Origin of the sequence: Bradyrhizobium sp. BWC-3-1 (assembly GCF_032917965.1) — a bacterium.
In the GTDB taxonomy this organism is placed as follows: Bacteria; Pseudomonadota; Alphaproteobacteria; order Rhizobiales; family Xanthobacteraceae; genus Bradyrhizobium; species Bradyrhizobium canariense_D.
This window is the reverse complement of sequence record NZ_CP136625.1, coordinates 852,587-878,598: the sequence shown is the minus strand read 5'-3', so window position 1 is coordinate 878,598 and position 26,012 is coordinate 852,587. Positions and strand designations below refer to the sequence as shown.

Below are 26,012 nucleotides of genomic sequence, written 5' to 3'. Positions count from 1 at the left end.
ACGCTGTCCGCTGCCTGCCACCTGGGCTCAAGCCGTCAAATGTGGTCATCTCTAACGTCAAGCGCATCGCGCAGCCCGTCGCCGATGAAGTTGAAGCTGGTCACTGCGATCGTAATCGCAGCGCCTGGAATGATGGCAAGCCAGGGAGCGCTGGCCAGATATTGCTGGGCGCCGTTCAGCAGATTGCCCCAGCTGGGCAGCGGTGGTTGGATGCCGTAACCAAGGAAACTGATATAGGCCTCCAGAAGAATCGCACGGGCGACGGTGAGGCTTGCGGCCACGATGATCGGACCCGTGGCATTGGGCAGAATTTCGCGAAGCATGATGTGCCTGCCGCTCAGACCGACCATGCGCGCGGCCTGGACAAACTCGCGCTCGCGCAGCGAACGGACCTCGGCTTCGACGATCCTGGCAACCTCCATCCAGCTCGTGACAGCAATGATGACAGTGATCATCATCGGGCTGGGCCGGAGCGTCGCGGCCAACGCCAGCACGAGGAAAATCGAGGGGAAGGAAAGAAAGCCATCCACCGTGCGCATCAGCGCGGCTCCGATCCAGCCCCCGCGATAGCCTGCGGTCACGCCGACGAGCGTTCCGATCAGCGTTGACAACAACATCGCGGAGAATCCCACCAGTAGCGAGACACGCCCGGCCATCAAGAGTCGCACGGCCAAGTCTCGCCCCAACGGGTCGGTGCCGAAATAATGATGACCGCTCAAGGGAGGAGCAAAGCGGGCGCGCAGATCTATATAGAGCGAATCGTAAGGCAAGGCGTAGGGGCCCACGACGCACGCCAACACGAGCAGGGCGATCATCGCGAACCCGAGCAGCGCCAGATGGTGTCGCATGAACCGGCGCACCCCGCGGCTGTGCCACCAGCGAATTGGAGGGAGGTGGGCGGAGATATCAGTCATAACGGGGGACTCCTGTTGACGGCACGAACCTGCGTCTTCAGCTGAGACGAATGCGCGGATCGACGAGTGCGACAAGGATGTCTGCGACGAGATTGCCCAGCACGACAAGGATGGCTGAGAATATCAACAGCCCCATGACCATCGGATAGTCACTGTAGCCGAGGCTGTCGAGAAACAGCCGCCCCATTCCCGGCCAGGTAAAGATGGTCTCAGTGACCAACGCGCCGGTCAGAATGCTCGGCAACTGCACCCCAGCCAGGGTGATCATCGGCAACAGCGCATTGCCGACGACATGCTTCAGCAGGATGCGGCGCTCACTTAGGCCCTTGGCACGAGCCGTCTTGACGAAATCCTGGCTCAGCGCATCAAGGGTCGCGGTGCGCATGTAGCGGCTCCAGACCGCGACATGGACCAGCGACAGCACCAAGCTTGGCAAGATCAGGTGATGCAAGTAGTCCAGCACCGATCCGTCGCCGATCGTGTACATGTTCCCTGCAGGCACCCAACCGAGCTTCAACGTGAAGATATAGATGCCGACGAGGCCGAACCAGAAGGTCGGGACCGACAGCGCGACCATGGCGCCAATCGTCGCGCAATAATCGAACAGGGAATAGCGGTGGGTGGCACCGCGGATCCCGATCCAGGAACCAAGGGCGATGGCCAGTGCCGTGGACGTCCCCATCAGCAGCAGCGTAGCGAAGAGGTGACGCCCAATCACCGCCAGCACCGGCGTTCCGTCGCGGAAAGAGTGACCCCAGTCGCCCTGAACCAACCGCCAGGCCCAATCAAAATACTGAATCCACAACGGCCGGTTCAGCCCGAGCTGCTCTGCCAGTCGCTCAATGTCCTTCTGGGTCATGCCGGGATCCAGCCCGAACTGCGCGAGAGGACCGCCCGGCATGAAGTTGAGCACCGTGAAGCCAATGATCGAGACGATCACCAACAGCACGATGCTCTGCGAAAAGCGATTAAGCAGGAACCCGGGCATTCGAGTCTCCATGTTAGCTTGACAGCGCCTAGGCGCCGCCCTGCGCCTATACGGGCCTCGGGCGGCGATACGTCAACTCGCCCAAGACCAAGCCAGCGCGTTCCAGGATTCGGTGCGCGTGTTGACGTTCGGCACGACGCCGGAAATGCCCTTCTTGTTACCCTGGACCGAATTGGTCTGGTACAGCGGCAAGAAGGGCAGGTCGCGGCGAACGAGCTCTTGTACGCGACGGTAGATCGAGCGCCGCGCGTCCGGATCGAAGCTGCGAGCGCCTTGGTCGAGCAAGGCATCGACCTCTGGATTTGAATACTGCGCATTATTCGAACCACGCCCGCCCTTCGCTGCAATCGCACGCGAGTGCAAGCGATTGGTCACGTCCGGGTCGGCGCCGATCAGATACGTGCTGCCGACGATCACGGAATCGAATTGCGATTGCTGCCAGAACTCGCCCCACATCACCGCGGCGGGCAAGTTCGATATCTTCATCTCGACGCCCAACTGAGCAAATGTCTGCTGCAAGAACTGCTGCACCTGCTCGCGAAGCGGATCGCCTGACGTGGTCGAGCTGGCAAAGGACAGACGGACGCCGCTTTTGGCACGAACGCCATCCCGCCCGGGCGCCCAGCCGGCTTGGTCGAGGATCTGGCGCGCGCGGTCCAGATTGTATGCGTGTGCCGGAAGATTGGGGTTATAGTAGGTGGACTGCCTCGGCATGAAGGTCTCCGTCGGAGTCGGCACGCCGTAATAGAGCCCCTGGATGATCGATTCCTTGTCGATGGCTGCGTAGAGCGCCTCACGGACTGCAAGTTCCTTGAACTGTGGACGCTCCAAATTCAGGTAAAAGGACTCGAATGAAGCCTTTGGGACCAGTGTCACCACTCGGTTCGCCAGCGCCTTGGCTTCCTCGTAATGATCAGCTGTGATGTACGGCTGCCCCATCAGGTCCACATCACCGCTCTTGAACTGAGTGTAGAGGACGGTGAGATCGGGAATGTATTTGAAGATCAGCTTCTCGATGTGTGGGCCTTCTCCGAAATATTCGGGGTTAGCCACGAGTTCGAGATGATCGCCTGCAACCCGCTTACCCCATTTGAATGCGCCGGTGCCGACCGGCGCCTGGTTGAAGGCGGCGTTGTTTGGATTGGCCTCCTTCTCGAGGATGTGCTTGGGCACGATGAAGGTTTCGGTCAGGAACGAAAGATAAGGCGCAAAAACCTGTTCCATTCGCCACGAGATCTCCGTGGGCGAGATCACCGTGATGTCGCGCACGAGGGCATGGCCAGCTGTGCGCCAACTCCGGAAGGCGGGATTGGTGATCAGTTCGAGGGTGAATTTCACATCCTCGGCCGTGAAGGGTTTGCCGTCGTGCCAGCGCACACCGTCACGCAGACGGATGCGCCATTTGAGGCCGTCCTCCGAAATGCCGCCGTTCTTCTGGTTCGGTACTTCGACGGCAAGGTTGGGCTCAATCTCACCCTTTGGGTCGATCCGGAAGAGCGCGTCGAAAACCGAGAAATGCACACCATCATCGACTTCAATGTGCGCCATCAGCGGATTGAAGACGGTCGGCTCTTGTCCAAGTCCGACGACGATGCGACCGCTCGGTTTGGCGGGGGCCTTCTGAGCGAAGGCGGGCGTACCCAACAGGCCTGGTGCAGCGAGGCCGGCAGCCCCGGCCACCATCAATCGAAGTGCATTGCGCCGTGAATAGCTCGAGTCAAAATAGGCTTCCGTCATGACCTCTCCTCGTTCTTGGCTGTGTCCCGCCGGTATTCATTGACTCCCGCGAGCGCGCGAGCGCCCCTTGGCTGCTCGCCGGGGATGGCAGCGACGAGCTCGCGCGTGTAGGCGGATTTCGGGTCCAGGAAGATCTGCGACGGCGGTCCGCGTTCGATGATCTGTCCTCGATGCATGACGGCGATCTCATCGCAAATCTGGCTGGCAACGCGCAAATCATGCGTGATGAAGATCATCGAGACGCCGGTCTCCCGCTGAATCTGATCCAGCAGCTTCAGGATTTGGGCCTGGATCGAGACATCAAGCGCGGAGACGGCTTCGTCGGCGATCAGCAGTTGTGGTTTGAACATCAGCGCACGGGCGATGCCGACGCGCTGGCGCTGACCGCCGGAAAATTCGTGCGGATAGCGGTCGAAGGCGCCTGAATCCAGGCCGACATGGGACAGAAGCTCCCGCGCCCGCTCACCAGCCTCTCTGTGCGGCACGCCATGCGCGACCGGCCCGACTGTGAGAATTTGCCCGACCGTCGAGCGCGGGTTGAGCGACGCAAAAGGATCCTGGAAGATCATCTGGATTTTTGGCCTTAGCGGCCTAAACTCGGCCTCGGTAAGCCGGGCGACGTCGCGGCCTTCGAAGAAAATCGAGCCACCGTCGCTCTCCATGAGCTTGATCAGCAGCCGCCCGAGCGACGATTTGCCCGAACCGCTTTCTCCGACAACGCCTAGCGTGCGGCCCTGCGTGAGATCGAACGAGACACCATTGACCGCAGGCACGATGCGCTGCGTACGGAAAAGCGCACTGCCGCTACGATAGGTCTTGACCAGACACTCGACCTTCAGGATTGACGCCCTGTCGGCGGCTTCCAAGGGATTGCGGTCCTTGCCGGTCAGGTGCGGCACGGCCGCGATCAGGCGGCGCGTATAGAGGTGACTGGGCGACTTGAGCACCTGCTCGGCACTGCCTTGCTCCACGCAATGACCCTTCTCCATCACCACAACGGAATCGGCAATCTCCGCCACGACTCCAAAGTCATGGGTGATGAACATCACGCTCATTCCCTTGCGGCGCTGAATGTCGCGGATCAGTTTGAGGATCTGCGCCTGCGTCGTCACGTCGAGGGCGGTCGTCGGCTCGTCCGCAATCAGGATCGCGGGCTCAAGAGCCAGAGCCATGGCGATCATCACCCGCTGCCGTTGCCCGCCCGAAAGCCGGAATGGATACTGGTGATACATGAGTTGCGGATCGGGAAGGCCGACCTCAACCAACAAGTCTATGGCGCGGCTGCGACGGGATTTCGCGGTCCCAACGTCGTGCGCTGCCATCACTTCCTCGATCTGCGCGCCCACGGTCATCAGCGGATTGAGCGCTGAGAGCGGATCTTGAAAGATCATCGAGACGACGCGGCCGCGAAGGTTGCGGAGCTTATCGGGCGAAATGGCTACGATGTCGGTCCCATTCAGGTCGATCGAACCCGAGGTAACACGTATCGCCTTGGGCAGAAGCCCCATGATCGCATTGGCTGTGACCGACTTGCCCGATCCGGACTCTCCAATGATGCACAGTATCTGACCGCGCTTCAGATCAAAGGAGACGTTCTCGACGGCGTGAGCCCGCTCCATCCCGGCCGGCAGGCTCACGGTCAGGTCGCGCACCGAGAGTGCCACATCTTCCGAAGCTACAGCCTGAGAGGCAGAGGCCATTTGAACAGTCTCCCCTTTCAACGGCGTTGGGTCATTCTGCTGCGGATTGGCTCTTCGGCCATTGTTGCCGCCGCGACGATCGGACAGGTCGAAAATTCGCCGCTCATTTTGCCATTCCCTGTTCGGAGAGTGCGACATGATTCAAAGCTTGGTGCTCGACAGGAAAAAGCTGTCGCTCAAGCCAAAACATCGGACGAGCGGCCAACTCGATCACTGAATCGAAGTTCGTGGAGCTAACAGTCCCATCCAGCTTGATTGCTCTTGTGGAGGTCTGTTCCTGGACAAGGCTCATCCAGCGTCCCTTTAGAACTTCTGCCACTGATCGACATTGACCCGGCATTCGCGAGTTTGACTGCTTCAATCACCCCAGAGTCGCCGAAACGCGCCGTATGGGCAGCAGGAAGTTCTGAAAACGAAGTGCCATCTGGCATTTCAGTCTGCGCCGCGACGAGAGAACTCTCAGGCGGCCTGCCTTGTGCACGGCACGGCTGCACGCGCTCAACGCCTGATGCCCTGGTGCTTTGGCGAATGAGGTGGGCGCGAGCAACGTGTTCTCGCAATAATAGCTTGAACAGTAGTCGGCAAACCGCAGAATATTCCGTCTAATCACAAATTCCCGCAGAGCACCTGCCGCGAATGCTCAGCTACGATAGGTCAAACGCCGGGAGTCCTCGCTTCATGAGTGCGCCGCTCATCCATATTGAATCAAGCCCGTCTCTGCCTCAAGAGGCTGACGTCGTCGTCATTGGCGGCGGCGTGGTGGGCGTGTTCACGGCTTACTATCTCGCCCGCCGCGGCGTTAAGGTCGCCTTGCTAGAGAAGGGGCGTGTCGCCGCCGAGCAGTCCAGTCGCAATTGGGGATGGTGCCGTCAACAGAATCGCGACGCACGCGAGCTACCGATCGCCACCAAGAGTCTCGATCTTTGGGAGAGAGTAGCACAGGAGACCGGGGAAGACACGGGCTTCCGCCGCTGCGGGCTTCTCTATCTGTCGAATGACGAGAATGAGCTGACCGGCTGGGCGAAATGGCGCGATTTTGCAAAGACGGTCGGCGTTACGACACACATGTTGAGCACGAACGAAGCGAGCGAGAGAGGCAAAGCGACGGGCCGCAAATGGAAAGGCGGCGTCTCCTCTCCAACCGACGGAACGGCAGACCCTTCGAAGGCTGTGCCCGTGGTCGCGCGTGCGATGATGACGGCTGGCGGCACGGTGCACCAGCACTGCGCCGCTCGCGGCATAGAGCTCCGTGCCGGCCGGGTGAACGGCGTAGTGACCGAAATGGGCACAATCCGGACCAACACGGTGGTCATGGCAGGAGGGGCCTGGGCCTCTTCGTTCTGCAACCAGCTCGGCATTCGCTTCCCACAGGCGTCCATGCGCCAGTCCATTCTCGCCGTGGCTCCTGGCGCGGCGGGTCTGCCCGACGCCCTGCACACTGCAGTCGTGTCGCTCACGCGGCGTAGCAGCGGCGGGTACACGCTGGCGATAAGCGGGCGCGCGCGAGTCGATCCAACGCCGCAGCAATTCAGGTTCGCCCGCGAATTCGTGCCGATGTTTGCTCGCCGCTGGCGCAGTCTCGCCCCTGGAGCATTCGAGGGCATGCGCCAAGGTCATGAATCCTTGGCGAAGTGGGCGCTCGATGAGACGACCCCGATGGAGCTGAACCGGACACTTAATCCCCGTCCCGACATGCGGCAGATTCGGCTGACACATAAAAGAGCTTGCGAATTGCTGCCTGAACTCCGTCGCGTCGCAATCTCCAATGTCTGGGCCGGCTATATTGACAGCACACCGGATGGCGTTCCCGCCATCGGTGAGGTGGGGGCGATTCCGGGCTTTATCCTTGCGGCCGGGTTCAGCGGACACGGTTTCGGGATTGGTCCCGGCGCAGGGCACCTGATCGCGGACATCATTACTGGTACTGCACCGATCGTCGACCCGCGTCCATACAGGCCGGAGCGGCTGAAAACGGGTGCCTGGGGCAAGGTCGCCGAGTTCTGAAAAGCAATCTCTCCGCCCGGTGGGAAAGGATGCTGGTTGGTGCTATGACAGTGCGTATGACGCTGAAGCCTCAAAGCCTTGACGCCGCTATGGCTCCCATCTCATGGCATTGCCTATGAAGCTCGATAAGATCGACATCAGGATTTTATGCGAACTGCAGAAGAACGGGCGGACTTCCAACGTCGAGCTCGCAGAGCTGATAAACCTTTCCCCGAGCCCGTGCCTGATGCGCGTCAAGAGGCTCCAGACGGAGGGCTTCATCACCGGCTATTCCGCCCAGATCGACGTCTCCAAGCTCGGACAAACTCTGACTGTGTTCGCCGAGATCACGCTCAAAAATCATCGCCAGATCGATTTCGCGCGCTTTCTCACGACCATCGAAAAGATAGATTCGGTCGTCGAATGTCATCTGGTTTCGGGCGGATATGACTACCTGGTGAAGTTTATCACAGCGGGAATCAGCGAATATCAAGCGCTGATGGAACGTCTCGTCGAGATGGATATCGGAATCGACAAATACTTCAGTTTTGTCGTGCTGAAGTCCCCGATCGTGAAATCCCATCTGCCTCTCGAAAGCATATTCAATAGCTGAAGAACAATCCTCCACCCCGGGGAGCATGGGCAGATCGCCGGGCCGGCGCTACGGCTCAGGCTTTTTCTGGCCTCGGAATGACAGGCGCAGTGATTATCCTTTCATCGCCGCGCGGACGTCCCTGTCTTCGAGGGTTTGGTCGAGCGTCATGCGAGTTCGTTCGATGATGCCGTCGATGTCCGCATCCGTGCAGCAGAGCGGGGGCGCAAGACCCAGCACGCCTTGGGCAAAGGCGCGGATGACGAGACCGTTGTCCCATGCGCGGTCGAATATGCGGCGCGCGGCGTCAGCTTCCGCCGGCAGGGGCGTCTTGCGCTCCTTGTCCGTGACGAGCTCGATTGCGGCCAGCATGCCGCGACCACGGACATCGCCGACAAGTGGATGATCGGCAAGCGCGCGAAGGCCTTCCATCAGGCGGTGCCCCGCCTTTCGGCCGTTTGCCAACAAGCCATTTTCGTAAAGATCCAGGCACGCGAGCCCGACCGCTGCACTGACGGGATGCGCGGAATAGGTGTAGCCGTGGCCGACGGCCGTCTTGCCGGCTCCGTCCGCAATCGTGTTGTAGACGCGGTCGGACATGAAAACGGCTCCCATCGGCACATAGCCCGACGTCAGACCCTTTGCGGTGGTCATGAAATCCGGCACGACGTCGTCTTCTTCGCAGGCGAAAAATGGGCCGACACGACCAAAGCCAGTGATGACCTCATCGACTACGAACAAAATATCGTTCTCCTTGCAAACGGCGTGCATGGCTTTCAACCAAGATGGCGGTGGCACGAGGACACCCCCTGATCCCTGAATTGGCTCGACGTAAAAAGCCGCAATGCGATCTGCGCCAAGTTCGGCGATCTTGGCTCGCAGGGCCGCGACCGACGCAGCAATGATAGCCTGAGGATGGGAACCGACAGGATTACGATAGGTATAGTGCGACGGAATTTTGTGCTGCCAGCTATAAGGTACCCCAAAGCCCGCATGAAAGGCGGGGATCGCGGTCAAGCCGGACCCTGCCGTCGACGATCCGTGGTAGCCATGCTCGACGGAAATGAACTGATCCTTCTGCGGCGTACCCTTGGCATGATAATAGTACCGAATAAATCGGATTGTGCTGTCGACGGCATCGGAGCCACCTAGCGTGAAGTAAACATGGTTCAGATCGCCAGGCGCCAATTCGGCCAACCTGGCGGCCAGCCGGATGGCCGGATCGGAGCCCAACCCGAAATAGCCCGTCGCGTAAGGCAGCTCGCGCAACTGCTTCGTGGCAGCTTCAACGATGCTCTCTTGTCCGTACCCGACGTTGACACACCACAGACCAGCAAACCCGTCGAGCAATTGATGTCCCGATGCATCGGTCAGGGTCGCGCCCTTCGCTGATCTTAACACCCGCACACCCAAGGCCTCGTGACCGCGATAGGATGAGACCGGGTGAACCAGATGTGCGCGGTCCAGCTCGATCAGCGAATTGCTCAACATTTCGGCCTCCATATCAACCCGAAACGCAAAGTAGGATATCGACGACAGCAGTTCCTCCCAAGCTGCGCCTGAGCCAAAGGAGTTTTGACTTTCGTTTTTGATCGACGCCGCATCTTATACCGCGGCGGCGTCCGCCGCGTGGCGGTGCTGTTCAACTCGAAAGGTTGCTTGGCGCAACTCTCTGCCAAGGCTTCGAGCCGATACGACACAATCTGCTTCCGGCTCCAGCGAAAGCGGCGCTTTATCTTACGCGATGCTCATTATGATGCTTGTCGTACTGGCACGCGGTGCCGAGAGGATTGGAGGATACCACGACATGACCGAGTTCCGACCGAAATATATCACTTTCGATTGCTACGGCACGCTGACGAATTTCGACATGGCCGGTGCGGCAAGGCGAGTCTACGCCTCCCAGCTTTCTGCCACGACGATGGCAAGTTTCATCAAGGATTTCGCCGCCTATCGCCTGGACGAAGTTCTTGGCGCGTGGAAGCCATACTTCGAGGTCGTGCATAATTCGGTAGAGCGCGCGTGCAAGCGCAACGGTGTCGTATTTCGGCCGGAGGATGCCCAGCGCATCAATGAAGAGATCCACACATGGGGTCCACACCCCGACGTCCCGGCGGGTCTGGCCAAAGTTGCCAGGGAGATTCCGCTGGTCATCCTGTCGAATTCCATGAAGAACCTCATCATGTCGAACGTCGAGAAGCTCGGCGCGCCCTTCCACACGGTCATCACGGCCGAGGAAACCGGCGCCTACAAGCCGCACATGAAAGGCTTTGAATACATGCTGGACAAGCTTGGCTGCGGTCCGGAAGATATCACCCACGTCTCATCCTCCTTCCGCTACGACCTGATGACAGCCTACGACCTGGGCATCAAGAGCAAGGTGTGGGTGAACCGCGGTCATGAGCCCGCGAATCCCTTCTATGAATACAGTGAGGTCGCTGACATCGGCGGGCTCGCCGCCGCAGTCGGCTTGGAGCCCCTTCGAAGAAGTGCGTGAAGGCGTATCCTTTTCGGGCTCTTTCGCGGCACGTAGACCTTCGAAAATTTCAGTAGAGACTGTTGCGTGATGAATAAAGGGGGCGGTTCAACCGCTCCCTTTTTCTGTGTTCGAACTACTCATCCGACAGAATTGTGTTACTTCGCTGTCGAGGCATCATGGTGTTGTCGCGCGGATGCGGTCCGCCGCAAAATCGGAGAACCCTTCGATTCCTCTCCTGAAACCAGGAATCGCCCCCTTATTCCAATCCGCCGACATGAAGCGTTTTGATCTCAAGATATTCATCTATCCCGAGCTGGGATCCTTCGCGCCCCAGCCCGGACTGCTTTACACCGCCGAACGGCGCGACCTCGGTCGAGATCAGGCCGGTGTTCAGGCCCACCATGCCGAATTCCAGCGCCTCGGCAACGCGCCACGAGCGCTTGAGGTTTTCAGTGTAGAAGTAGGCGGCAAGGCCGAAGGGCGTGCCGTTCGCGATCGCGATCGCTTCGTCCTCCGTCTCGAAGCGGAAAAGCGGCGCGACTGGTCCGAACGTCTCTTCTGAGGCCAAGAGCATGTCAGTCGTTGCCTCACCGAGCACGACGGGGCGCGCATACTGCCGACCTTCCGGCATACGTTCGCTCTGCGAGATGATCTTCGCGCCTTTGTCCAGGGCGTCTGTGACGTGCCGCTTGATCTTTTCTATCGCCGCGCCATTGATCATTGGTCCGATTTCGACACCTTCTTCGGTGCCGGCACCGACCTTCATTTTTGCGACCCGGCTGGCGAGCCTTTTCGCAAAGGCACCGTAAACGCCGGATTGCACCAGAATGCGATTGCAGCAAACGCAGGTCTGTCCGCCATTACGAAACTTCGACGCAATCGCGCCCTCGACGGCCCGGTCAACATCGGCATCATCAAAGACGATGAACGGCGCGTTGCCGCCGAGCTCGAGGCTGAGCTTCTTGATGTTGGCGGCGGCGCCTTTCATCAGCAATGCGCCGACGCGAGTCGACCCGGTAAACGAGATCTTGCGGACAGTTTCATTGTCCATCAGTTCCTGGCCGATTTCCGCGGGCATGCCCGTCACGATATTAATCACGCCCGCCGGGATCCCTGCCCGCTGCGCAAGAACGCCGATCGCGAGCGCCGAAAACGGCGTAAATTCAGATGGCTTAATGACCACGGTGCAGCCCGCAGCAAGCGCAGGTGCCACCTTGCGCGTGATCATGGCGTTAGGAAAGTTCCAGGGGGTGATGATCCCGCAGAGGCCTACCGGCTCTTTCAGCACCAGAATGCGGCGATCGGCAGTGGGTGAAGGGATGGTCGATCCGTTGATCCGGCGTGTCTCTTCCGCAAACCATTTTACGAAGGATGCCCCATAGCGGATTTCTCCGAGCGATTCAGCAAGCGGCTTGCCCTGTTCCAGAGTCAACAAGAGCGCCAGATCCTGCTCATGCTGCCGCATCAGCTCATACCAACGCTCCAAAAGTGCCGCGCGTTTTGCATGAGTAGTCTTCTTCCAAGCTTTGAACGCATCAGCCGCAGCGTTGATTGCAGCCGCAGTCTCGTTACGCCCCATATCGGGGATGGTACCAAGGACGTTCTGGCTGGCAGGATCAATGACATTGACAGTGGCTTTCGCGCTCGCATCTCGCCAATTGCCGCCGATCAGCCCTTGCTGGCGAAACAGATCCTTGTCCTTCAATGCAATCATCTACATGTTCCTTTGCCTTCGGGCCCAACTCCGCCATTCCTGCTTGCCAACCGAGCAGGTCTGCACGACGAGAACGCTCTTGGATTTGCGACTGGCGAGCAAAGCCGGCTCATTTGAGCAATAAAGGCCGCACACCGCATTTTTTCATCGAGAATTGCCTGACGGCGCTGAAGCCGGTCAGGCGCGACTTTGAAAGTCGATTGTTCTGCCAAGCCAGATTTCGACCGCTCTGAGCATTGCGCTCAGTCATAAGCGCTGACGTAGATCTTTCGCACGGTCTCGATCGTGCGCCAGACGCCGACAAAGCCCGGTTTCATCACGAAGCTGTCGCCGCCGCGGTAAGTCCTGGTCTCACCACCCTTTTCCTCAATTTCGATGAGACCCGAGATGATGTGGCAGAACTCGTAAGTGGTGCCTTTGATGGAATGGGTCTCGCCGGGCGTTGCTTCCCAGACGCCGGTCAGCACCTTCTCGGCTTTGGAGGCGTCCTGCGCCCAGGTCTTGAAGGATGGATTGCCCGAAATGAGTCGTTCCGGAGCAGGCAAGGTGTTCTTTGGTGCGAAGTCCGGATCGGTATCGATAGTAATCAGAAGTGACATGGCATTATCCCTGGTTAATAGCCGAGTGTTCGATCAACAAGCCCGATCGGATTTTTTCCCGCGCGGTGGCGCCTGATGTTTTCTACGACGGATTGTGCCGCCGTATGCGGTTGCGTCACGGATGCGATGTGCGGCGTTATCATGACCTTCGGATGTGCCCAGAGCGCATGGCCTTCCGGCAGCGGCTCGGGGTCAGTGACATCGAGCATAGCTGCCGCGAGGCGGCCGCTGTCGAGCGCCTCGATGAGTGCGGCCTGATCGAGCTGCGGGCCGCGGCCGACATGCAGCAGTCGCGCTCCCATCGGCAAAAGCGAGAAGAGTTTTGCGTTCAGGAGGCCGCGGGTTTGCTCCGTCAGGGGCAGAAGACAGACGAGAATATCCGTTCCTCTCAGGAAACTGCCCAGCCGATCGTCGCCATGAAAGCAGGTGACGCCCTCGACTACCTTTTTGCTGCGGCTCCATGCGGCAAGGGAAAATCCAAAGGGCTTGAGGCGATCGATTGCCGCTTGCGCCAGCATCCCAACGCCCAGGAAACCCACGCGGCGTTCGGTCGCCTGTGGAGTGACAATATCTTGCCACTCGCCCCTTCTCTGCTGCTCCCGATATGCGAGCATCTCGCGATGGAGCGCCAGCACGCCAAGCACGACGTATTCCTGCATCATGCGTATGATGCCATCCTCGACCATACGCACCAGCATCACATGATCGGGTATGATCTCGGGCACGAACTGGTCGACTCCGGCACCGATCGAAAAGAGCACCTCCAAATTGCGATAACGCGAGACGTCGTCCGGCACGTTCCAGGTCAGCAGATACCGCACCTTTTCCGGGTCGATGCTTTTCCTACCCTGGTAGAATTCCAGATCGGGGAGCTCGCGCGCAAATATCTGGCGGAAAATTGCGCCCCGAGCGGCATCGGAATTGAAAAGAAACCCCATCTAGGGACCCTTCGTGTCACGCGGCGAGATGCTCGATGACTTGTTGGCGCGCAGCGAGCTCGCCGGACATCTACAGCCTAGCGGCAAGCAGAAGCTTTCTCTGCCGAATATCGGTGCGCTATATGCCGAACATTTCGAACACTTGCACCAAAACAGGTGAAACCTGCTGGCTTTCCGTGCAATGCTGCGGCAAACACGTCTGCTGTCGCAACTGGGCAGCAGGTTCATAAAGCACGACAAGCCATAGACGTTGGCATTCCGCGAAGGAATGAACTGAGATGGGACGATCCGTACGCCTGAAGTCCTTCGAATTGGTCGCGCGCGACATTCGAGACGTTGATGTGAAGCTGCTCCACGCGCTCTCGATTGCCGTCGGCTGGCCGCATCGGCCAAAGGACTGGGATTTCCTGCGCCGCGCCGGTCAGGGCATCGTCGCTGTTGACGGCATCGGGCGCGTTTTCGGAAGTGCGATGTGGTTCCCCCACGGACGCGAATTCGCCACCATCGGCCTGGTACTCACATCGCCGCGCACCCAAGCACAAGGTACCGGCCGATGGCTGATGGAACAGGTGTTCGAACGGTGCGAGGATCGGAATCTTGCCCTGAACTCGACCGATGCTGCCTATCATCTTTATCTGTCGCTGGGCTTCACCAAGGAAGCGGTCGTGTATCAGTGGCAGGGAGAGATCGTATCACCCCTTCCACCGACATCAGTTCTGGATGGCGAATTGAGGTCGGCGTCAGCCGAAACTCTCAATGAGATTGCGGCGCTGGATGAGCGCGCGTTCGGCACGAGCCGCCGGGAGCTGCTTGCTCTGCTTTCGGAAGGTGCGTCAATCTGTGTACTGCGCCGCGACGGCAAGACCGTCGGCTACTCCATGAAGCGCGAATTCGGGCGTGGTCACGTGATCGGTCCCATTGTCGCCAGCAATGATTATGACGCGATCCATCTCACGGCCGTGCATCTTAAGGATCTCACCGGCCGTTTCGCCCGCGTCGATACCCGGGAGCAGACGGGCCTGTTTGCTGACTATCTTCAGCAGAGCCGCCTCGCGATCAGCGAGACGGTCACAACCATGTCCAAGGGGCGGCGATTCCTCAACCGAAAGGAAAACGAGCCGTGGGTCTACGGATTGGCCGCTCACGCGTTGAGCTGAGCCTGTGAAGCGAATTGTTAGTGGCGCCTGTCCCACGAATATAAATGATAACGACCACTTATTCGGCAACTTCGATTCCGGAGTGTCGGAAAAATTTTCGCGGCGAATTTCGATATTCCGAGCAACAAAACTAAACCGCTGAATGTTGCGACTATTCCCTACGTGGCCGCTCCCTCCCCATTCAAGCTACGGCCCGAAACGGTTTCCGCCCATGCGTTGTTCCGCGATGCCGGCAGCCGCTCAAGTGGCAGAACTCTGGATGCTACCCATGCAGAGGTATTTGATTTCCAGATAGTCCTCGATGCCGTATTTCGAACCCTCACGGCCGTTGCCGCTCTCCTTGACGCCGCCGAACGGTGCAACCTCGGTCGAGATCAGGCCTTCGTTGATACCGACGATGCCGTACTCGAGCGCTTCGGCAACGCGCCAGACCCGTCCGATATCGCGGCCGTAGAAATAGGCCGCAAGTCCGAACTCGGTATCGTTCGCAAGGCGGATCGCTTCCTCTTCAGTCTTGAAGCGGAATACGGGCGCGACCGGGCCAAAAGCTTCCTCCCGGAAGATCAACATGTCCGGCGTGGCGTCCGCCAATACCGTCGGTTCAAAGAACGTGCGGCCAAGCGCATGGCGCTTCCCACCGATGGCGACGCGCGCTCCCTTGGAAACCGCATCGGAAACATGCTCTTCGACTTTCTCCACGGCGGCGATGTCGATCAGCGGACCAATCGCGACGCCGGGCTCGAACCCGTCACCGATCTTGAACGCACTAACCGCCTCAGCCAGACGCGAGACAAACAAATCGTAGATCTTGTCCTGCGCAAGGAAGCGATTGACGCAAACACAGGTCTGGCCGGCATTGCGGTATTTCGAAGCCATCGCGCCCTTGACCGCGGCATCGATGTCCGCATCACCGTCGACGCGCTCTGCGCCATCAGCTTCTTGCCGATTTCGGTCGAACCCGCGAATGTCACCTTGCGTACGATCGGATTGGAGGTCATTTCGCCGCCGATCGCCGACGCCGAACCTGTGATGACGGACAGCACACCTTGAGGGACGCCTGCCCGCTCCGCCAGCAGCGCAAGCGCCAGCGCGGACAGTGGTGTCTGGCTTGCCGGCTTGACGACCATGGTGCAACCCGCCGCCAGGGCCGGGCCCGCCTTGCGCGTGATCATCGCCGCCGGAAAATTCCACGGGGTGATTGCGGCACAAACGCCGATCGGCTGCTTTAGCACGATGATGCGTCGGTCGGCCGTGAACCCCGGGATCGTATCGCCATAGACGCGTTTTGCTTCCTCGCCGAACCACTCGACGAAGCTTGCGGCATAGGCGATCTCGCCCTTGGCTTCAGCGAGCGGCTTGCCCTGCTCCGCCGTCATGATCGCACCGAGATCGTCCTGGTTCGCCATCATCAGATCGAACCAGCGTCGCAGGATCACGGCGCGCTCTTTCGCGGTACGGGCTCGCCACGCCGGTAGCGCAGCGTTGGCGAATTCAATCGCCCGCCGGGTCTCGGCCATCCCCATGTTGGGGACCATGTCCGACCACGGCGCCGGTCGAGGGATTATCGACCGTGATGGTGGCGCCGTTATCGGCGGCTACCCACGCACCTGCCACCGGACAGGCATCGCGCAACAGGGTCGGATCTTTGAGCGTGAGTTTCGAAGCCATGATGAAGACAGCCAGGTTGGAATTAACACGTTATGATGCAGTTCGGCATGAAGCATTCAGCGCTAAGTGGAGTCGTGGCCGCTCAGAAACTGCGTCACGACCTCGATCTGTTCGTCAGCGATCAGGGCCGGCGCATGCCCGCAGTCCGCGACGGTGTGAACGCGGACATTGCGATTGCGCCGCATCATGTCCTTGAGGACGCCTTCGGAAAGCAAATCCGATTGCTGCCCGCGTATGACCAGAATGGGGACATCGATCGCATCCCAGTATTTCCAGAGATCGACGCTGTAGTGCCAAGGGTTTCGAAAGGCCTGAGCGATGTTCGCATCGCACAGCGGCTTGAAGCAGCGCCCCTCCACGCTCCAGGCCACGCTATGCGTTGTCAGATGCCGCCAGTGCACATCCTCCAATCGCCCGAAAGGCGCCAGAACCCGCCGGTAGTAGCCTTCGGCCTGTTCGATCGTCTCAAACGATTTGGGCGCCTCGTTGAGATTGGCACCGAGACGAAGCAATCCGGTCCAGGGCAGATAGGGTCCGATGTCGTTGATGACGATGCGACGGATCGGACTGCCCGGAAGGGCAGCCAGCACCATCCCGATCAAGCCGCCCAGCGACGTTCCAACCCAATCGATCTCCGTTGCACCAAGAGCTGCCATCAACACGGTCATGTCGCTGCAATATTGCGGCAAGGCATAGTCGCTGCTGTCGTGCAGCCGTTCGCTTTGTCCGCGGCCCGGCAAGTCCGGGCAGACGACCTGCCGCCCTGCCATTGCGAGAACTGCGGCGAGGTGATCGAAGTCGCGGCCGTTTCTGGTCAACCCATGGACGCAGAGCACCGGCCGCACCGCGGGTGCTGGGCCCCAATCCGTGAATGCGATACGATGGAAGCTGCGCCGGGTCAGCCCGCGCACCGATCCGGTGCGGTCGGGCGCCCTCTGCCGTCCTTCAGGCCAGTCCGTGGGGCGCAACTCGGTGGATTTCAGCCCCATCGGTCTATTCGACAAACCGGTGGGCGTCGGCCGAGGTTTCGAAGATATGCGGCGCGACGTCGCGGCGGGCCAGCGCGTCGCCGAGCTTCAGGCGCATGAATGCGCTGGTGGTGTAGCGCGAGGCATGATCGTAGCAGGTCCGCTCGACCTCGGCGGCCATTGAAAACCATTTCTCCGTCATGTCGGGAGCGATGTAAGACGAATCGTAGTTGACGACTGCGGAAAACCGGCGTCCGACACGATGGAAGAGTTCGAGGATCGACGCCCGGATTACCTCGACGTCGGCATCTCTATGGACCCGATAGCCGTCAAGTCCGAGAAAAAGCGTGTTGCGATCGGCATCGTACGACAGCCGCTCCGCCAGCGGCCGATTGAGCAGCCGGTCGTCGAGCTGCATCAGGGCCTCGCTGAACAGCGAAACATCCATGGATTTCGGCGCGCGGATGATGGGCCGAAAGCCCATGAGCGCGAGAATGTCGCGCTCCATATCGATACCCGGCGCGATCTCGATCAGTTCGAGACCCTCGGGAGTGAGGCGGAACACGCATCGCTCCGTCACATAGAGAACGGGCTGCCTGTTGGTTGCGGCAAGCTGGCCCGAAAACGTGATCTGATCCACCTTGTCGATGAATTTCGAGGACTTGCCTTCGCTGAGGATCTTGAGCTGACCATCCACGACCGACGTCTTGAGCCCACCGGTGGTGAAGGTGCCTGCGAAGATCAGCCGGCGCGCATTCTGGGATATGTTGATGAAGCCGCCGGCGCCGGCCAGACGGCCATTGAACAGGCTGACGTTGACGTCGCCGCGGCCATTGACCTGAGCCATGCCGAGACAGGCCAGATCGAGCCCGCCGCCGTCGTAGAAATCGAACATCTGGTTCTGGTCGATGATCGATTCTGCATTGATCGAAGCACCGAAATCGAGACCGCCTTGCGGAATACCGCCGATGATGCCGGGCTCGGCAGTCAGCGTCACAAAGTCGAACAGCTTTTCTTCGGCGGCAACCGAGGCGACTCCCTCCGGCATGCCGATGCCGAGATTGACCACGCCGCCCATCGGCAATTCCAGGGCGCAGCGGCGCGCAATGATCTTGCGGTTATCCAGCGCCATCGGAACATTGCGATCGGCCGGCGCGCGCAATTCGCCCGAAAATGCTCCGTTGTAACCCGTGGCATAGGTCTGGACATGGTTTTCGGGCTGCGCAACGACGACGCAGTCGATCAAGACGCTCGGAATTTTGACGTGACGCGGATTGAGCGAGCCGGAGGCGGCGATGCGCTCCACCTGCGCGATGACGAATCCCTTGCAGTTCTTGGCGGCCGTTGCCAGCGCCAGATTGTCGAGGGTCAACGCCTCTTTTTCCATCGAGATGTTGCCGTTGTGGTCGGCGGTGGTACCTCTGATGATCGCAACGTTGATGGGAAATGCCTTGTAGAACAGCCATTGTTCGCCGTCGATTTCGATCATCCGCACCAGCTCTTCGGTGGTGCGCGCATTCAGCTTTCCGCCACCATTGGCCGGATCGACGAAGGTGCCGAGCCCGACCTTGGAGAGAAGCCCGGCCTTGCGCCCCGCAATTTCACGAAACAGATGCGATACGCATCCGAGCGGCAAGTTATAGGCCTCGACGTGATTGTCGACCGCCATCCGGGCGAGCTTCGGAACCAGGCCGAAATGTCCGCCGACCAGGCGTTTGATCAGGCCGGGATGCGCCAGGCGGTTGAGGCCGCGATCGGCGCCGTCTCCCGGCGCCGCCGCGAACACCAGCGAAAGGTCCCGCGGCTCTCCGGTCTGCACGAAACGCCGCTCCAGCGCCTTGATGATTTCATCGGGCGTTCCCACGCCGACGAAGCCGGACGAGGCGACGGTGTCACCGGAACGGATGATGGCAACCGCCTCGGCGGCGTCGACGATCTTGTTGCGCATCAGGCTTCACTTCCGGGATTGGCGTCGCGGGCGACCAGCCAGTCGGCAATGCTCTGGCTCAGCTTGCCCTGCGATTTGCTGGAGACGAACAGGCCGACATGGCCGCCGGGCAGCGGAATTTCGGTGTAATCCGTGCTGCCTATCTTCGCTCCGAGCGCGCGCGAGCAGTCCGGCGGAATGATATGGTCATCCAACGCAAAAACATTCAGCACGGGAGCCGTGATAGACTTCAGATCGACCCGACGGCCGGACAGTTCAAAGCTGCCATCGACCAGGCGGTTCTCCTGGTAGAGATCCTTCAGCCACTGCTTCGCCGCTCCGCCAGGATGATGCGGACGGTCCGCGAGCCACTTTTCCATGCGGAGGAAATTCATGAACTTGGCCTCGTCATCGACGACGTCGATGAGATCGACATTGTATTTCGTCAGTGAGCGCATCGGCGTCATCATCGAGAACACCGAGCTCATGAACTCGCCCGGCAGCACGCCGTAAGTATCGACCAGCTTGTCGATGTCATCAGGATCGAGGCTGCGGGTCCAAAGGTTGAGGAAGCCGTGGTGCGCGGCCTTGTCCTTGACATCGGCATGGAAGTCGATTGGGGTAATGGTGATGACGAGATTTTTGACCTTTTCCGGATGCAGAGCGGTGTAGCACGTCGTAAAGACGCCGCCTTCGCAGATGCCGAGCAGCGTGATCTTGTCATGGCCGGTTTCCTGCGCGATGCGGTCGACTGCGGCATCGATGTAGTCATCGACGTAATCATCAATTTTCAGCCATCGCTCGGTTCGGCCCGGCTGGCCCCAGTCGATCAGCCAGAGATCGAGCCCTTTTGAGAGAAGGCTGCGCACCAGCGAGCGGTCAGGCTGTAAATCAGCCATGGTATACCGCCCGATCAGGCCGTAGGCCAAAAGGACGGGCGTCTTCGCCGTCGCTTCCGCCATCGGCTCATAATGGAACAGCTCGACCTTGTCGCGGCGCATCATGAGATGCTTCGGTGTCGTGCCGATGGCGACGTCTTCATCCCGCGTATTGGCGATCAACTGTGTCGCCTTGAACATCTTCTCGGCGTTGGCCGCCATGTCCCGGGCGAAGCGCGAGGTTTGGTTCTCCTGATCGCTCATCGTGCGGCTTCGCTCTTCTGGTCGCGGATCTGGCGGGCGAGCGTACGGACTTCTCGGCGGAGTTCGGTCAATTGCTGCGTCACGTCGTCGAAATCCTTGCGGGTCGGCAGCCCCAACATGGCTGACGCGGCCTCAGCGACATCATCCTGCCGGCTCCGTAACTTCAATCCCGCCTGCAGCAGTTCCTTCTGAGCTTGCAAGAAGCCGTCGGTGCGCTGATTCCGGATCAGTTCCTCGTTGGAGATTTCGCTCCATTTGGCGAACGCCTCGCGCCACTCCGGATGCGGGGAGCCATCGCTACCGGTGGCGGACATCGTCTCGTAAAACCGCTTCGACGCTTCAGGCCATGGAGCGGCAGCAACCGCATTGTAGCTCGCAAGCCGCTGGCGCATCTCGATCCAGGCCCCAAAGGCCAACGCCATTTTCCGGTCGATGTCCCAGACGTCGGCCAGCCGCGGCCCCTGCGCCATCCGCTCGATCGCTGCCGACAGTTCGTTGCCGTCGCCAAAACCACCCGGCTTTTCCGACAGACGCGCCAGCATGAACGGTGCCATCGACCCCGACCACGCCTCGACCATGCGGTTCGAGGATTCGGCCATCGTCTGCCACAGCTTCGCCCATTCGAGGCCGGGATCGGAATCAGCGGAAGCCGATTTGTCGTTCTCGCTCATGCTGCTCACTCTTTGTGCCGCTCAGGCCGCCGCGCGGTTGCCGAACGCCTCGGTGTAGATCGCCAGCGCATCGTCGAAGCTCAATTCCCGCGGATTGTTCACGAGAAGCCGCGTCTGCTTCATCGCATCCTCGGCGAGCTTCTTCAGGTCACCCCTCGCAATGCCGACATCGGCCAGCGAGGCCGGCACGTTGCAATCCCGGCAGATCGCCGCGATCGCATCGACGAACAGCCGTGCCCGCTGGCTGACGCTCATTCCTTCCGATTTGGGATCGACGATCGGCGCCAGTTCGGCGTAGAGGCCTTCCGCCTCCGGCAAATTGAACCGCAGCACCTGGGTCAGCACCAAGGCATTCGACAGGCCATGCGGCACGTGGAACAGCGCGCCGATCGGATAGGCCAGCGCGTGCACGGCGGCGACCGGGGAATTGGCGAACGCCATGCCGGCCAGCATCGAACCCAGCAGCATTTGCGACCGCGCTTCGAGATTAGATCCGTCCGCACAGACCGTCCGGACATTCGCCGACAGCAGGGCGAGAGCCTGCCGTGCCAACTGGTCCGACATCGGATTCTTCCGGTGCTTGCTGGTATAGGCTTCGATCGCATGGACCATGGCGTCGATGCCGGTCGCCGCGGTGACATGCGGCGGCAGGCCGAGCGTCAGCTCCGGATCGAGGATCGCCCAGTCCGGGAGCAGGCGGGGCGCAACGACGCCCTTTTTCTCGGTCGTCGGCGTGGTGACGATCGCAATCGGGGTCACCTCCGAGCCCGTTCCGGCCGTTGTCGGCACCAGCAGCAGCGGAAGGCGTTCGCCCTTGGCAAGGCCGACGCCGTAGATATCTTCGAGGCGATCAGGCGTTTTGGCCAGATAGGCCACCAACTTCGCGGTATCGAGCGCGCTGCCGCCGCCGATTGAGGCAACCAGCTCGATGTCCTTGTCACGACACAGTGCGACCGCCCGCTCGATGATATGCGACGGCGGATCCGCCTCCACATCTTCGAATATCGTCAGTTCGCAGCCGCCGGCAACCAGGCCAGCCTCGGCGTTTCTGGTCAGGCCTGCATTGCGTACGCCCTTATCCGTGACCAGCAGAACACGTTTTGCCCCGTATCCAGCGACCAACTCCGCCAGCTTTTTCGATGCGCCTGCCTCGAACAGGATGTTGGGGGGTGCCTGGAAGGTAAACGCTTTCATCTGACATCACTCCTGATCTGATCGGACGTTACTGCCGCAAGCGCCGCGGCGAGCTGTTCGGTCACGGCGTCAATCGGCTGCAAACCGTCGACGACGTTGAGCAGTCCCTGCGACCGGTAGTATTCCGTGACCGGCGCGGTTTGCTCGCGATAAACGCTGAGCCGGGTCTTGAAGACCTCGGGATTATCGTCGCGGCGCACCGGCTCGCCTCGGCTTGCCGCATCGTCGGCGCGCCCTTTGATGCGGTCGAGCAGCGCATCTTCGTCGACCTCGAGCTCAAGCACCGCATCGAGCTTGATGCCCCGGGTGGCGAGTTCCTGATCGAGCGCTTCGGCCTGCGCGACCGTGCGCGGGAAGCCGTCAAGGATAAAGCCGCTTACCGCATCGGAATGGTCGATACGATTAGCGATCACCGATACCACGACGTCGTCGGGCACAAGTTCACCCCGATCCATGATGTGCTTGACGCGCAATCCCGCAGCCGTGCCTTCCGCAACCGCCTGGCGCAGCATGTCGCCGGTCGACAATTGCGGGATCGCAAATCGAGTGACGATCCTCGTCGCCTGCGTGCCCTTACCTGCGCCTGGCGGCCCCAACAGAACCAGTCTCATATCATTGCCCATATCTCGGTTTCAGCTCTTTGCCCGCGCGATGGCCTCGACGATCAGCCGGCGCGCTTCGGCACTGTCGCCCCATCCGATCACCTTCACCCACTTCCCCGGCTCCAGATCCTTGTAGTGTTCAAAGAAGTGCTGGATCTGCTCGATCGCGATCTGCGGCATGTCGGCGATCCCGTTGACGTGTGCGTAGCGCATCGTCAGTTTCGGCATCGGCACGGCGATGATCTTCTCGTCGCCGCCGCCCTCGTCATCCATCTTGAGCACGCCGATCGGCCGCACATTGATTATGGCGCCAGGAGCGATCGGCCGCGAATTGGCCACGAGCACGTCGATCGGATCCCCATCGTCCGAAAGCGTGTGCGGAACGAAGCCGTAATTTCCGGGATAGCGCATCGGCGTATACAGGAAGCGGTCGACGAACAGCGCGCCCGCCGCCTTGTTCATTTCGTATTTGATCGGTTCACCGCCGATCGGAACCTCGATGATGACATTGACGTCCTCCGGGGGATTGTCGCCGATCGAAATCGCGTCGATATTCATTTCCGCGCCGCCTTTTGGCTATGGCGGTTTTTGATGAGATCATCGACCACCGCCGGATCCGCCAGGGTTGAGGTGTCCCCGAGCGCGCCGACTTCGTCCTCGGCGATTTTGCGCAGAATACGACGCATGATCTTTCCAGAGCGGGTCTTGGGCAGGCCCGGCGCAAACTGAATGACATCGGGTGCGGCGATCGGTCCGATCTCCTTGCGGACCCAGGCCACTAGTTCCTTGCGCAACTCTCCGGAGGGCTCCGCATCCGACATCAAGGTGACGTAGGCGTAGATGCCCTGCCCCTTGATGTCGTGCGGAAAACCGACAACAGCGGCTTCGGAAACCTTCTGATGTGCGACGAGCGCGCTTTCGACTTCGGCTGTCCCCATGCGATGACCGGATACGTTGATGACGTCGTCGACGCGGCCGGTGATCCAGTAGTAGCCGTCGGCGTCGCGCCGGCAGCCATCGCCGGTGAAATACTTGCCCGGATAGGTCGCGAAGTAGGTCTGCATGAAGCGCTCGTGGTCGCCGTAGACCGTGCGCATCTGGCCTGGCCAGGAATCGGCAATGACGAGATTGCCTTCGCATGCGCCGGTCAGCACGGCACCACTTGCGTCCACCACTTCCGGCATCACTCCGAAAAACGGCAGGGTTGCCGAACCGGGCTTCAAAGCCGTCGCGCCGGGAAGCGGCGAGATCAAGATGCCGCCTGTCTCGGTCTGCCACCAGGTATCGACGATCGGACAACGTCCATCGCCGACCACGCGGTGATACCAATCCCACGCTTCCGGATTGATCGGCTCGCCCACCGAGCCGAGCAAGCGCAGCGACGCACGGCTGGTCTGTTTGACCGGCTCTTCCCCCGCACCCATCAACGAACGGATGGCGGTCGGCGCGGTGTAGAAGATGTTGACCTTGTGTTTGTCGACGACCTGCCAAAAGCGCGATGTTGAGGGATAGTTCGGGATCCCCTCGAACATCAGCGTGGTCGCGCCGTTGGCCAGCGGCCCATAGACGATGTAGCTGTGGCCGGTGACCCAGCCGACATCGGCGGTGCACCAGTAGATGTCGCCGTCGTGATAGTCGAACACATACTGGTGCGTCATCGACGCAAAAACGAGATAGCCACCCGTGCTGTGAACGACGCCCTTTGGAGCACCGGTTGAACCCGACGTGTAAAGAAGGAATAGCGGATCCTCCGCGTTCATTTCGACCGGCGCGCAGTCGGCCGAGGCCTTTGCCACCTCGTCCGCGTACCAGACGTCGCGGCCGTCGACCCAGTCGATGCCACCGCCGGTGCGCTTGACCACGATCATCGTCTTCACGATGCCGGCCACCTTCTTCAGCGCATCGTCGGCATTGACCTTCAGCGGTACCTTGCGCCCGCCGCGCAGCCCCTCATCGGCGGTGACCAGGACTTTGGACTGGCAGCCCTCGATACGTCCGGCCAGGGCATCCGGCGAGAACCCGCCGAACACGATGGAATGGACCGCCCCGATTCGCGCGCAGGCGAGCATGGCATAGGCGGCTTCCGGAATCATGGGCAGGTAGATCGTGACGGTGTCGCCTTTCTTCACACCGTGACTTTTCAGGACATTCGCGAAACGACAGACCTGATCGTGCAACTCCGCGTAGGTGATGTGCCTGGATTCGGCGGGATCGTCGCCCTCCCAGATGATCGCGACCTGACCGGCACGCCGGGCAAGATGCCGGTCGATGCAGTTCATCGCCACATTCGTGGTGCCGTCCTCGAACCACTTGATCGAGACCTTGCCGGGCGCAAAGGAGGTATTCTTCACCTTCGTGAACGGCTTGATCCAGTCGATCCGCTTGCCATGCTCCGCCCAGAAAGCATCCGGCGTCGACACCGACGAAGCATACATGCTGCTGTATTTCGCAGCGTCAGCATGAGCCCGCCGTGCCCAGCCGGCCGGCACGTCATGGATCAGCGTATCTGACTTTTCCGTGCCCACCTTGGAGCCTCCCCGACGCACTGCGATGCGATTGTCTTGATCGGATGATGCATCGTCCGCGCTCGGAACGCGTGCAGGCAACATCCTGTGATCAGCGATTGATTTCGCTCTGAGGCGACCGGCGCTACTTATTCAGGTCAACAGTCGACGGCTGGTTCATTGCACTTGCAAGCTCGCGAAACTGCGCGTTCATTTTTTCCATCTGCTCCTTGAGATGGCTCTGATAAACTGCACCCATTTCCTGCGGGTCCTTGGCATGCAACAGCCGTTGCGCAAGCTCGAAGCCCGAAGCCACATTTTCCTCGGCGAACGCGACGGCTCTTTCGTTCATCTCCTTCGCCGCCGAATAGGTTGAGCGAACGCTGGAATCGGCCTTCTCTCTCAACTTCTGGGATTCGGTTATGTATTTCGACACAGCCTCTTTCGCCTTGTCCAGCGTGGTCTGCGCCATTTCCCGCATCTTCTCAGCCTGCTCGTTGATCTGCTCACTCATTGCACTCTCCATTGCCGGCGC

The 26,012-nt window shown here is 60.2% G+C and carries 22 protein-coding genes and 1 pseudogene; 4 read left to right on the top strand and 19 right to left on the bottom strand.

All coding sequences use genetic code 11. From position 1 onward, the window contains the following. Positions 1–35: 35 nt before the first annotated feature. From RX329_RS04265 to RX329_RS04245, 5 genes are all read right to left on the bottom strand, one after another. Positions 36–914 carry an ABC transporter permease gene (locus RX329_RS04265; protein ID WP_026232479.1) on the bottom strand — a complete coding sequence of 293 codons (879 nt, stop codon included), beginning with the start codon at positions 912–914 and terminating at the stop codon, positions 36–38. A gap of 37 nt (positions 915–951) precedes the next feature. Next, the gene (locus RX329_RS04260) at positions 952–1,902 is read right to left on the bottom strand and encodes an ABC transporter permease (protein ID WP_018453192.1); all 951 of its coding nucleotides are present in this window, start codon (positions 1,900–1,902) and stop codon (positions 952–954) included. A 72-nt stretch (positions 1,903–1,974) separates the two neighbouring features. Further along, positions 1,975–3,639, bottom strand: a complete 1,665-nt coding sequence (locus RX329_RS04255) for a peptide ABC transporter substrate-binding protein (RefSeq protein WP_085361104.1) — start codon at positions 3,637–3,639, stop codon at positions 1,975–1,977. After that, positions 3,636–5,339, bottom strand: coding sequence for an ABC transporter ATP-binding protein (locus RX329_RS04250; protein ID WP_085361105.1), 1,704 nt, complete (start codon positions 5,337–5,339; stop codon positions 3,636–3,638). Before RX329_RS04250 ends, RX329_RS04255 begins: the two co-directional genes overlap by 4 nt. Positions 5,340–5,442: 103 nt before the next feature. Continuing rightward, positions 5,443–5,631: a hypothetical protein gene (locus tag RX329_RS04245; protein WP_018453189.1), complete on the bottom strand. Its 189-nt coding sequence runs from the start codon at positions 5,629–5,631 to the stop codon at positions 5,443–5,445. A gap of 386 nt (positions 5,632–6,017) precedes the next feature. Here RX329_RS04245 and RX329_RS04240 point away from each other — a divergent pair, with 386 nt between their 5' ends. Beyond that, a complete protein-coding gene (locus RX329_RS04240) occupies positions 6,018–7,343 on the top strand; it encodes an NAD(P)/FAD-dependent oxidoreductase (RefSeq protein WP_085361181.1) in 1,326 nt (441 codons plus the stop codon). Between the two features lie 115 nt (positions 7,344–7,458). Continuing rightward, positions 7,459–7,935, top strand: coding sequence for an Lrp/AsnC family transcriptional regulator (locus RX329_RS04235; RefSeq protein ID WP_018453188.1), 477 nt, complete (start codon positions 7,459–7,461; stop codon positions 7,933–7,935). Between the two features lie 93 nt (positions 7,936–8,028). Here the strand turns inward: RX329_RS04235 and RX329_RS04230 are convergent, their stop codons facing one another. Further along, complete coding sequence (locus RX329_RS04230) at positions 8,029–9,405, bottom strand: aspartate aminotransferase family protein (RefSeq protein ID WP_026232478.1); 1,377 nt, start codon at positions 9,403–9,405, stop codon at positions 8,029–8,031. 316 nt (positions 9,406–9,721) lie between these two features. Here RX329_RS04230 and RX329_RS04225 point away from each other — a divergent pair, with 316 nt between their 5' ends. Further along, positions 9,722–10,411, top strand: a complete 690-nt coding sequence (locus tag RX329_RS04225) for a haloacid dehalogenase type II (RefSeq protein WP_085361106.1) — start codon at positions 9,722–9,724, stop codon at positions 10,409–10,411. Positions 10,412–10,649: 238 nt separating this feature from the next. On the opposite strand, the gene RX329_RS04220 is transcribed toward RX329_RS04225, so the two are convergent. From RX329_RS04220 to RX329_RS04210, 3 genes are all read right to left on the bottom strand, one after another. Next, on the bottom strand, positions 10,650–12,107 hold the full coding sequence (locus RX329_RS04220; protein ID WP_085361107.1) for an NAD-dependent succinate-semialdehyde dehydrogenase: 1,458 nt from the start codon (positions 12,105–12,107) through the stop codon (positions 10,650–10,652). Between the two features lie 242 nt (positions 12,108–12,349). Further along, on the bottom strand, positions 12,350–12,706 hold the full coding sequence (locus tag RX329_RS04215) for a cupin domain-containing protein (RefSeq protein WP_085361108.1): 357 nt from the start codon (positions 12,704–12,706) through the stop codon (positions 12,350–12,352). A gap of 14 nt (positions 12,707–12,720) precedes the next feature. Then, positions 12,721–13,644, bottom strand: a complete 924-nt coding sequence (locus tag RX329_RS04210; protein ID WP_085361109.1) for a 2-hydroxyacid dehydrogenase — start codon at positions 13,642–13,644, stop codon at positions 12,721–12,723. A 278-nt stretch (positions 13,645–13,922) separates the two neighbouring features. On the opposite strand from RX329_RS04210, the gene RX329_RS04205 reads away from it, so the two are divergent. Continuing rightward, positions 13,923–14,801 carry a GNAT family N-acetyltransferase gene (locus tag RX329_RS04205; protein ID WP_085361110.1) on the top strand — a complete coding sequence of 293 codons (879 nt, stop codon included), beginning with the start codon at positions 13,923–13,925 and terminating at the stop codon, positions 14,799–14,801. 240 nt (positions 14,802–15,041) lie between these two features. Here RX329_RS04205 and RX329_RS04200 read toward each other — a convergent pair. From RX329_RS04200 to RX329_RS04155, 10 genes and pseudogenes are all read right to left on the bottom strand, one after another. Next, positions 15,042–16,469, bottom strand: a pseudogene (locus tag RX329_RS04200) (NAD-dependent succinate-semialdehyde dehydrogenase). Positions 16,470–16,531: 62 nt separating this feature from the next. Continuing rightward, entirely contained in the window at positions 16,532–17,458 is a 927-nt protein-coding gene (locus RX329_RS04195) for an alpha/beta fold hydrolase (RefSeq protein ID WP_085361111.1), read from the bottom strand. Positions 17,459–17,462: 4 nt separating this feature from the next. Continuing rightward, positions 17,463–19,385: an acyl CoA:acetate/3-ketoacid CoA transferase gene (locus RX329_RS04190; protein ID WP_085361112.1), complete on the bottom strand. Its 1,923-nt coding sequence runs from the start codon at positions 19,383–19,385 to the stop codon at positions 17,463–17,465. Then, the gene (phaC, locus tag RX329_RS04185) at positions 19,385–20,506 is read right to left on the bottom strand and encodes a class III poly(R)-hydroxyalkanoic acid synthase subunit PhaC (protein WP_018453177.1); all 1,122 of its coding nucleotides are present in this window, start codon (positions 20,504–20,506) and stop codon (positions 19,385–19,387) included. The genes RX329_RS04190 and phaC overlap by 1 nt, the downstream gene beginning before the upstream one ends. Beyond that, a complete protein-coding gene (locus tag RX329_RS04180; RefSeq protein ID WP_039798611.1) occupies positions 20,503–21,177 on the bottom strand; it encodes a poly(R)-hydroxyalkanoic acid synthase subunit PhaE in 675 nt (224 codons plus the stop codon). The genes phaC and RX329_RS04180 overlap by 4 nt, the downstream gene beginning before the upstream one ends. Positions 21,178–21,198: 21 nt before the next feature. After that, entirely contained in the window at positions 21,199–22,371 is a 1,173-nt protein-coding gene (locus tag RX329_RS04175) for an iron-containing alcohol dehydrogenase (protein WP_018453175.1), read from the bottom strand. Beyond that, positions 22,368–22,982 (bottom strand): adenylate kinase, encoded by a 615-nt coding sequence (locus tag RX329_RS04170; RefSeq protein WP_085361182.1) that lies wholly within the window; start codon positions 22,980–22,982, stop codon positions 22,368–22,370. The genes RX329_RS04175 and RX329_RS04170 overlap by 4 nt, the downstream gene beginning before the upstream one ends. Positions 22,983–23,003: 21 nt before the next feature. Then, positions 23,004–23,531: an inorganic diphosphatase gene (ppa, locus tag RX329_RS04165; RefSeq protein WP_018453173.1), complete on the bottom strand. Its 528-nt coding sequence runs from the start codon at positions 23,529–23,531 to the stop codon at positions 23,004–23,006. Continuing rightward, entirely contained in the window at positions 23,528–25,582 is a 2,055-nt protein-coding gene (acs, locus tag RX329_RS04160) for an acetate--CoA ligase (protein WP_240543312.1), read from the bottom strand. The genes ppa and acs overlap by 4 nt, the downstream gene beginning before the upstream one ends. A 40-nt stretch (positions 25,583–25,622) precedes the next feature. Further along, the gene (locus RX329_RS04155) at positions 25,623–25,991 is read right to left on the bottom strand and encodes a phasin family protein (protein ID WP_143273907.1); all 369 of its coding nucleotides are present in this window, start codon (positions 25,989–25,991) and stop codon (positions 25,623–25,625) included. Positions 25,992–26,012 lie beyond the last annotated feature (21 nt).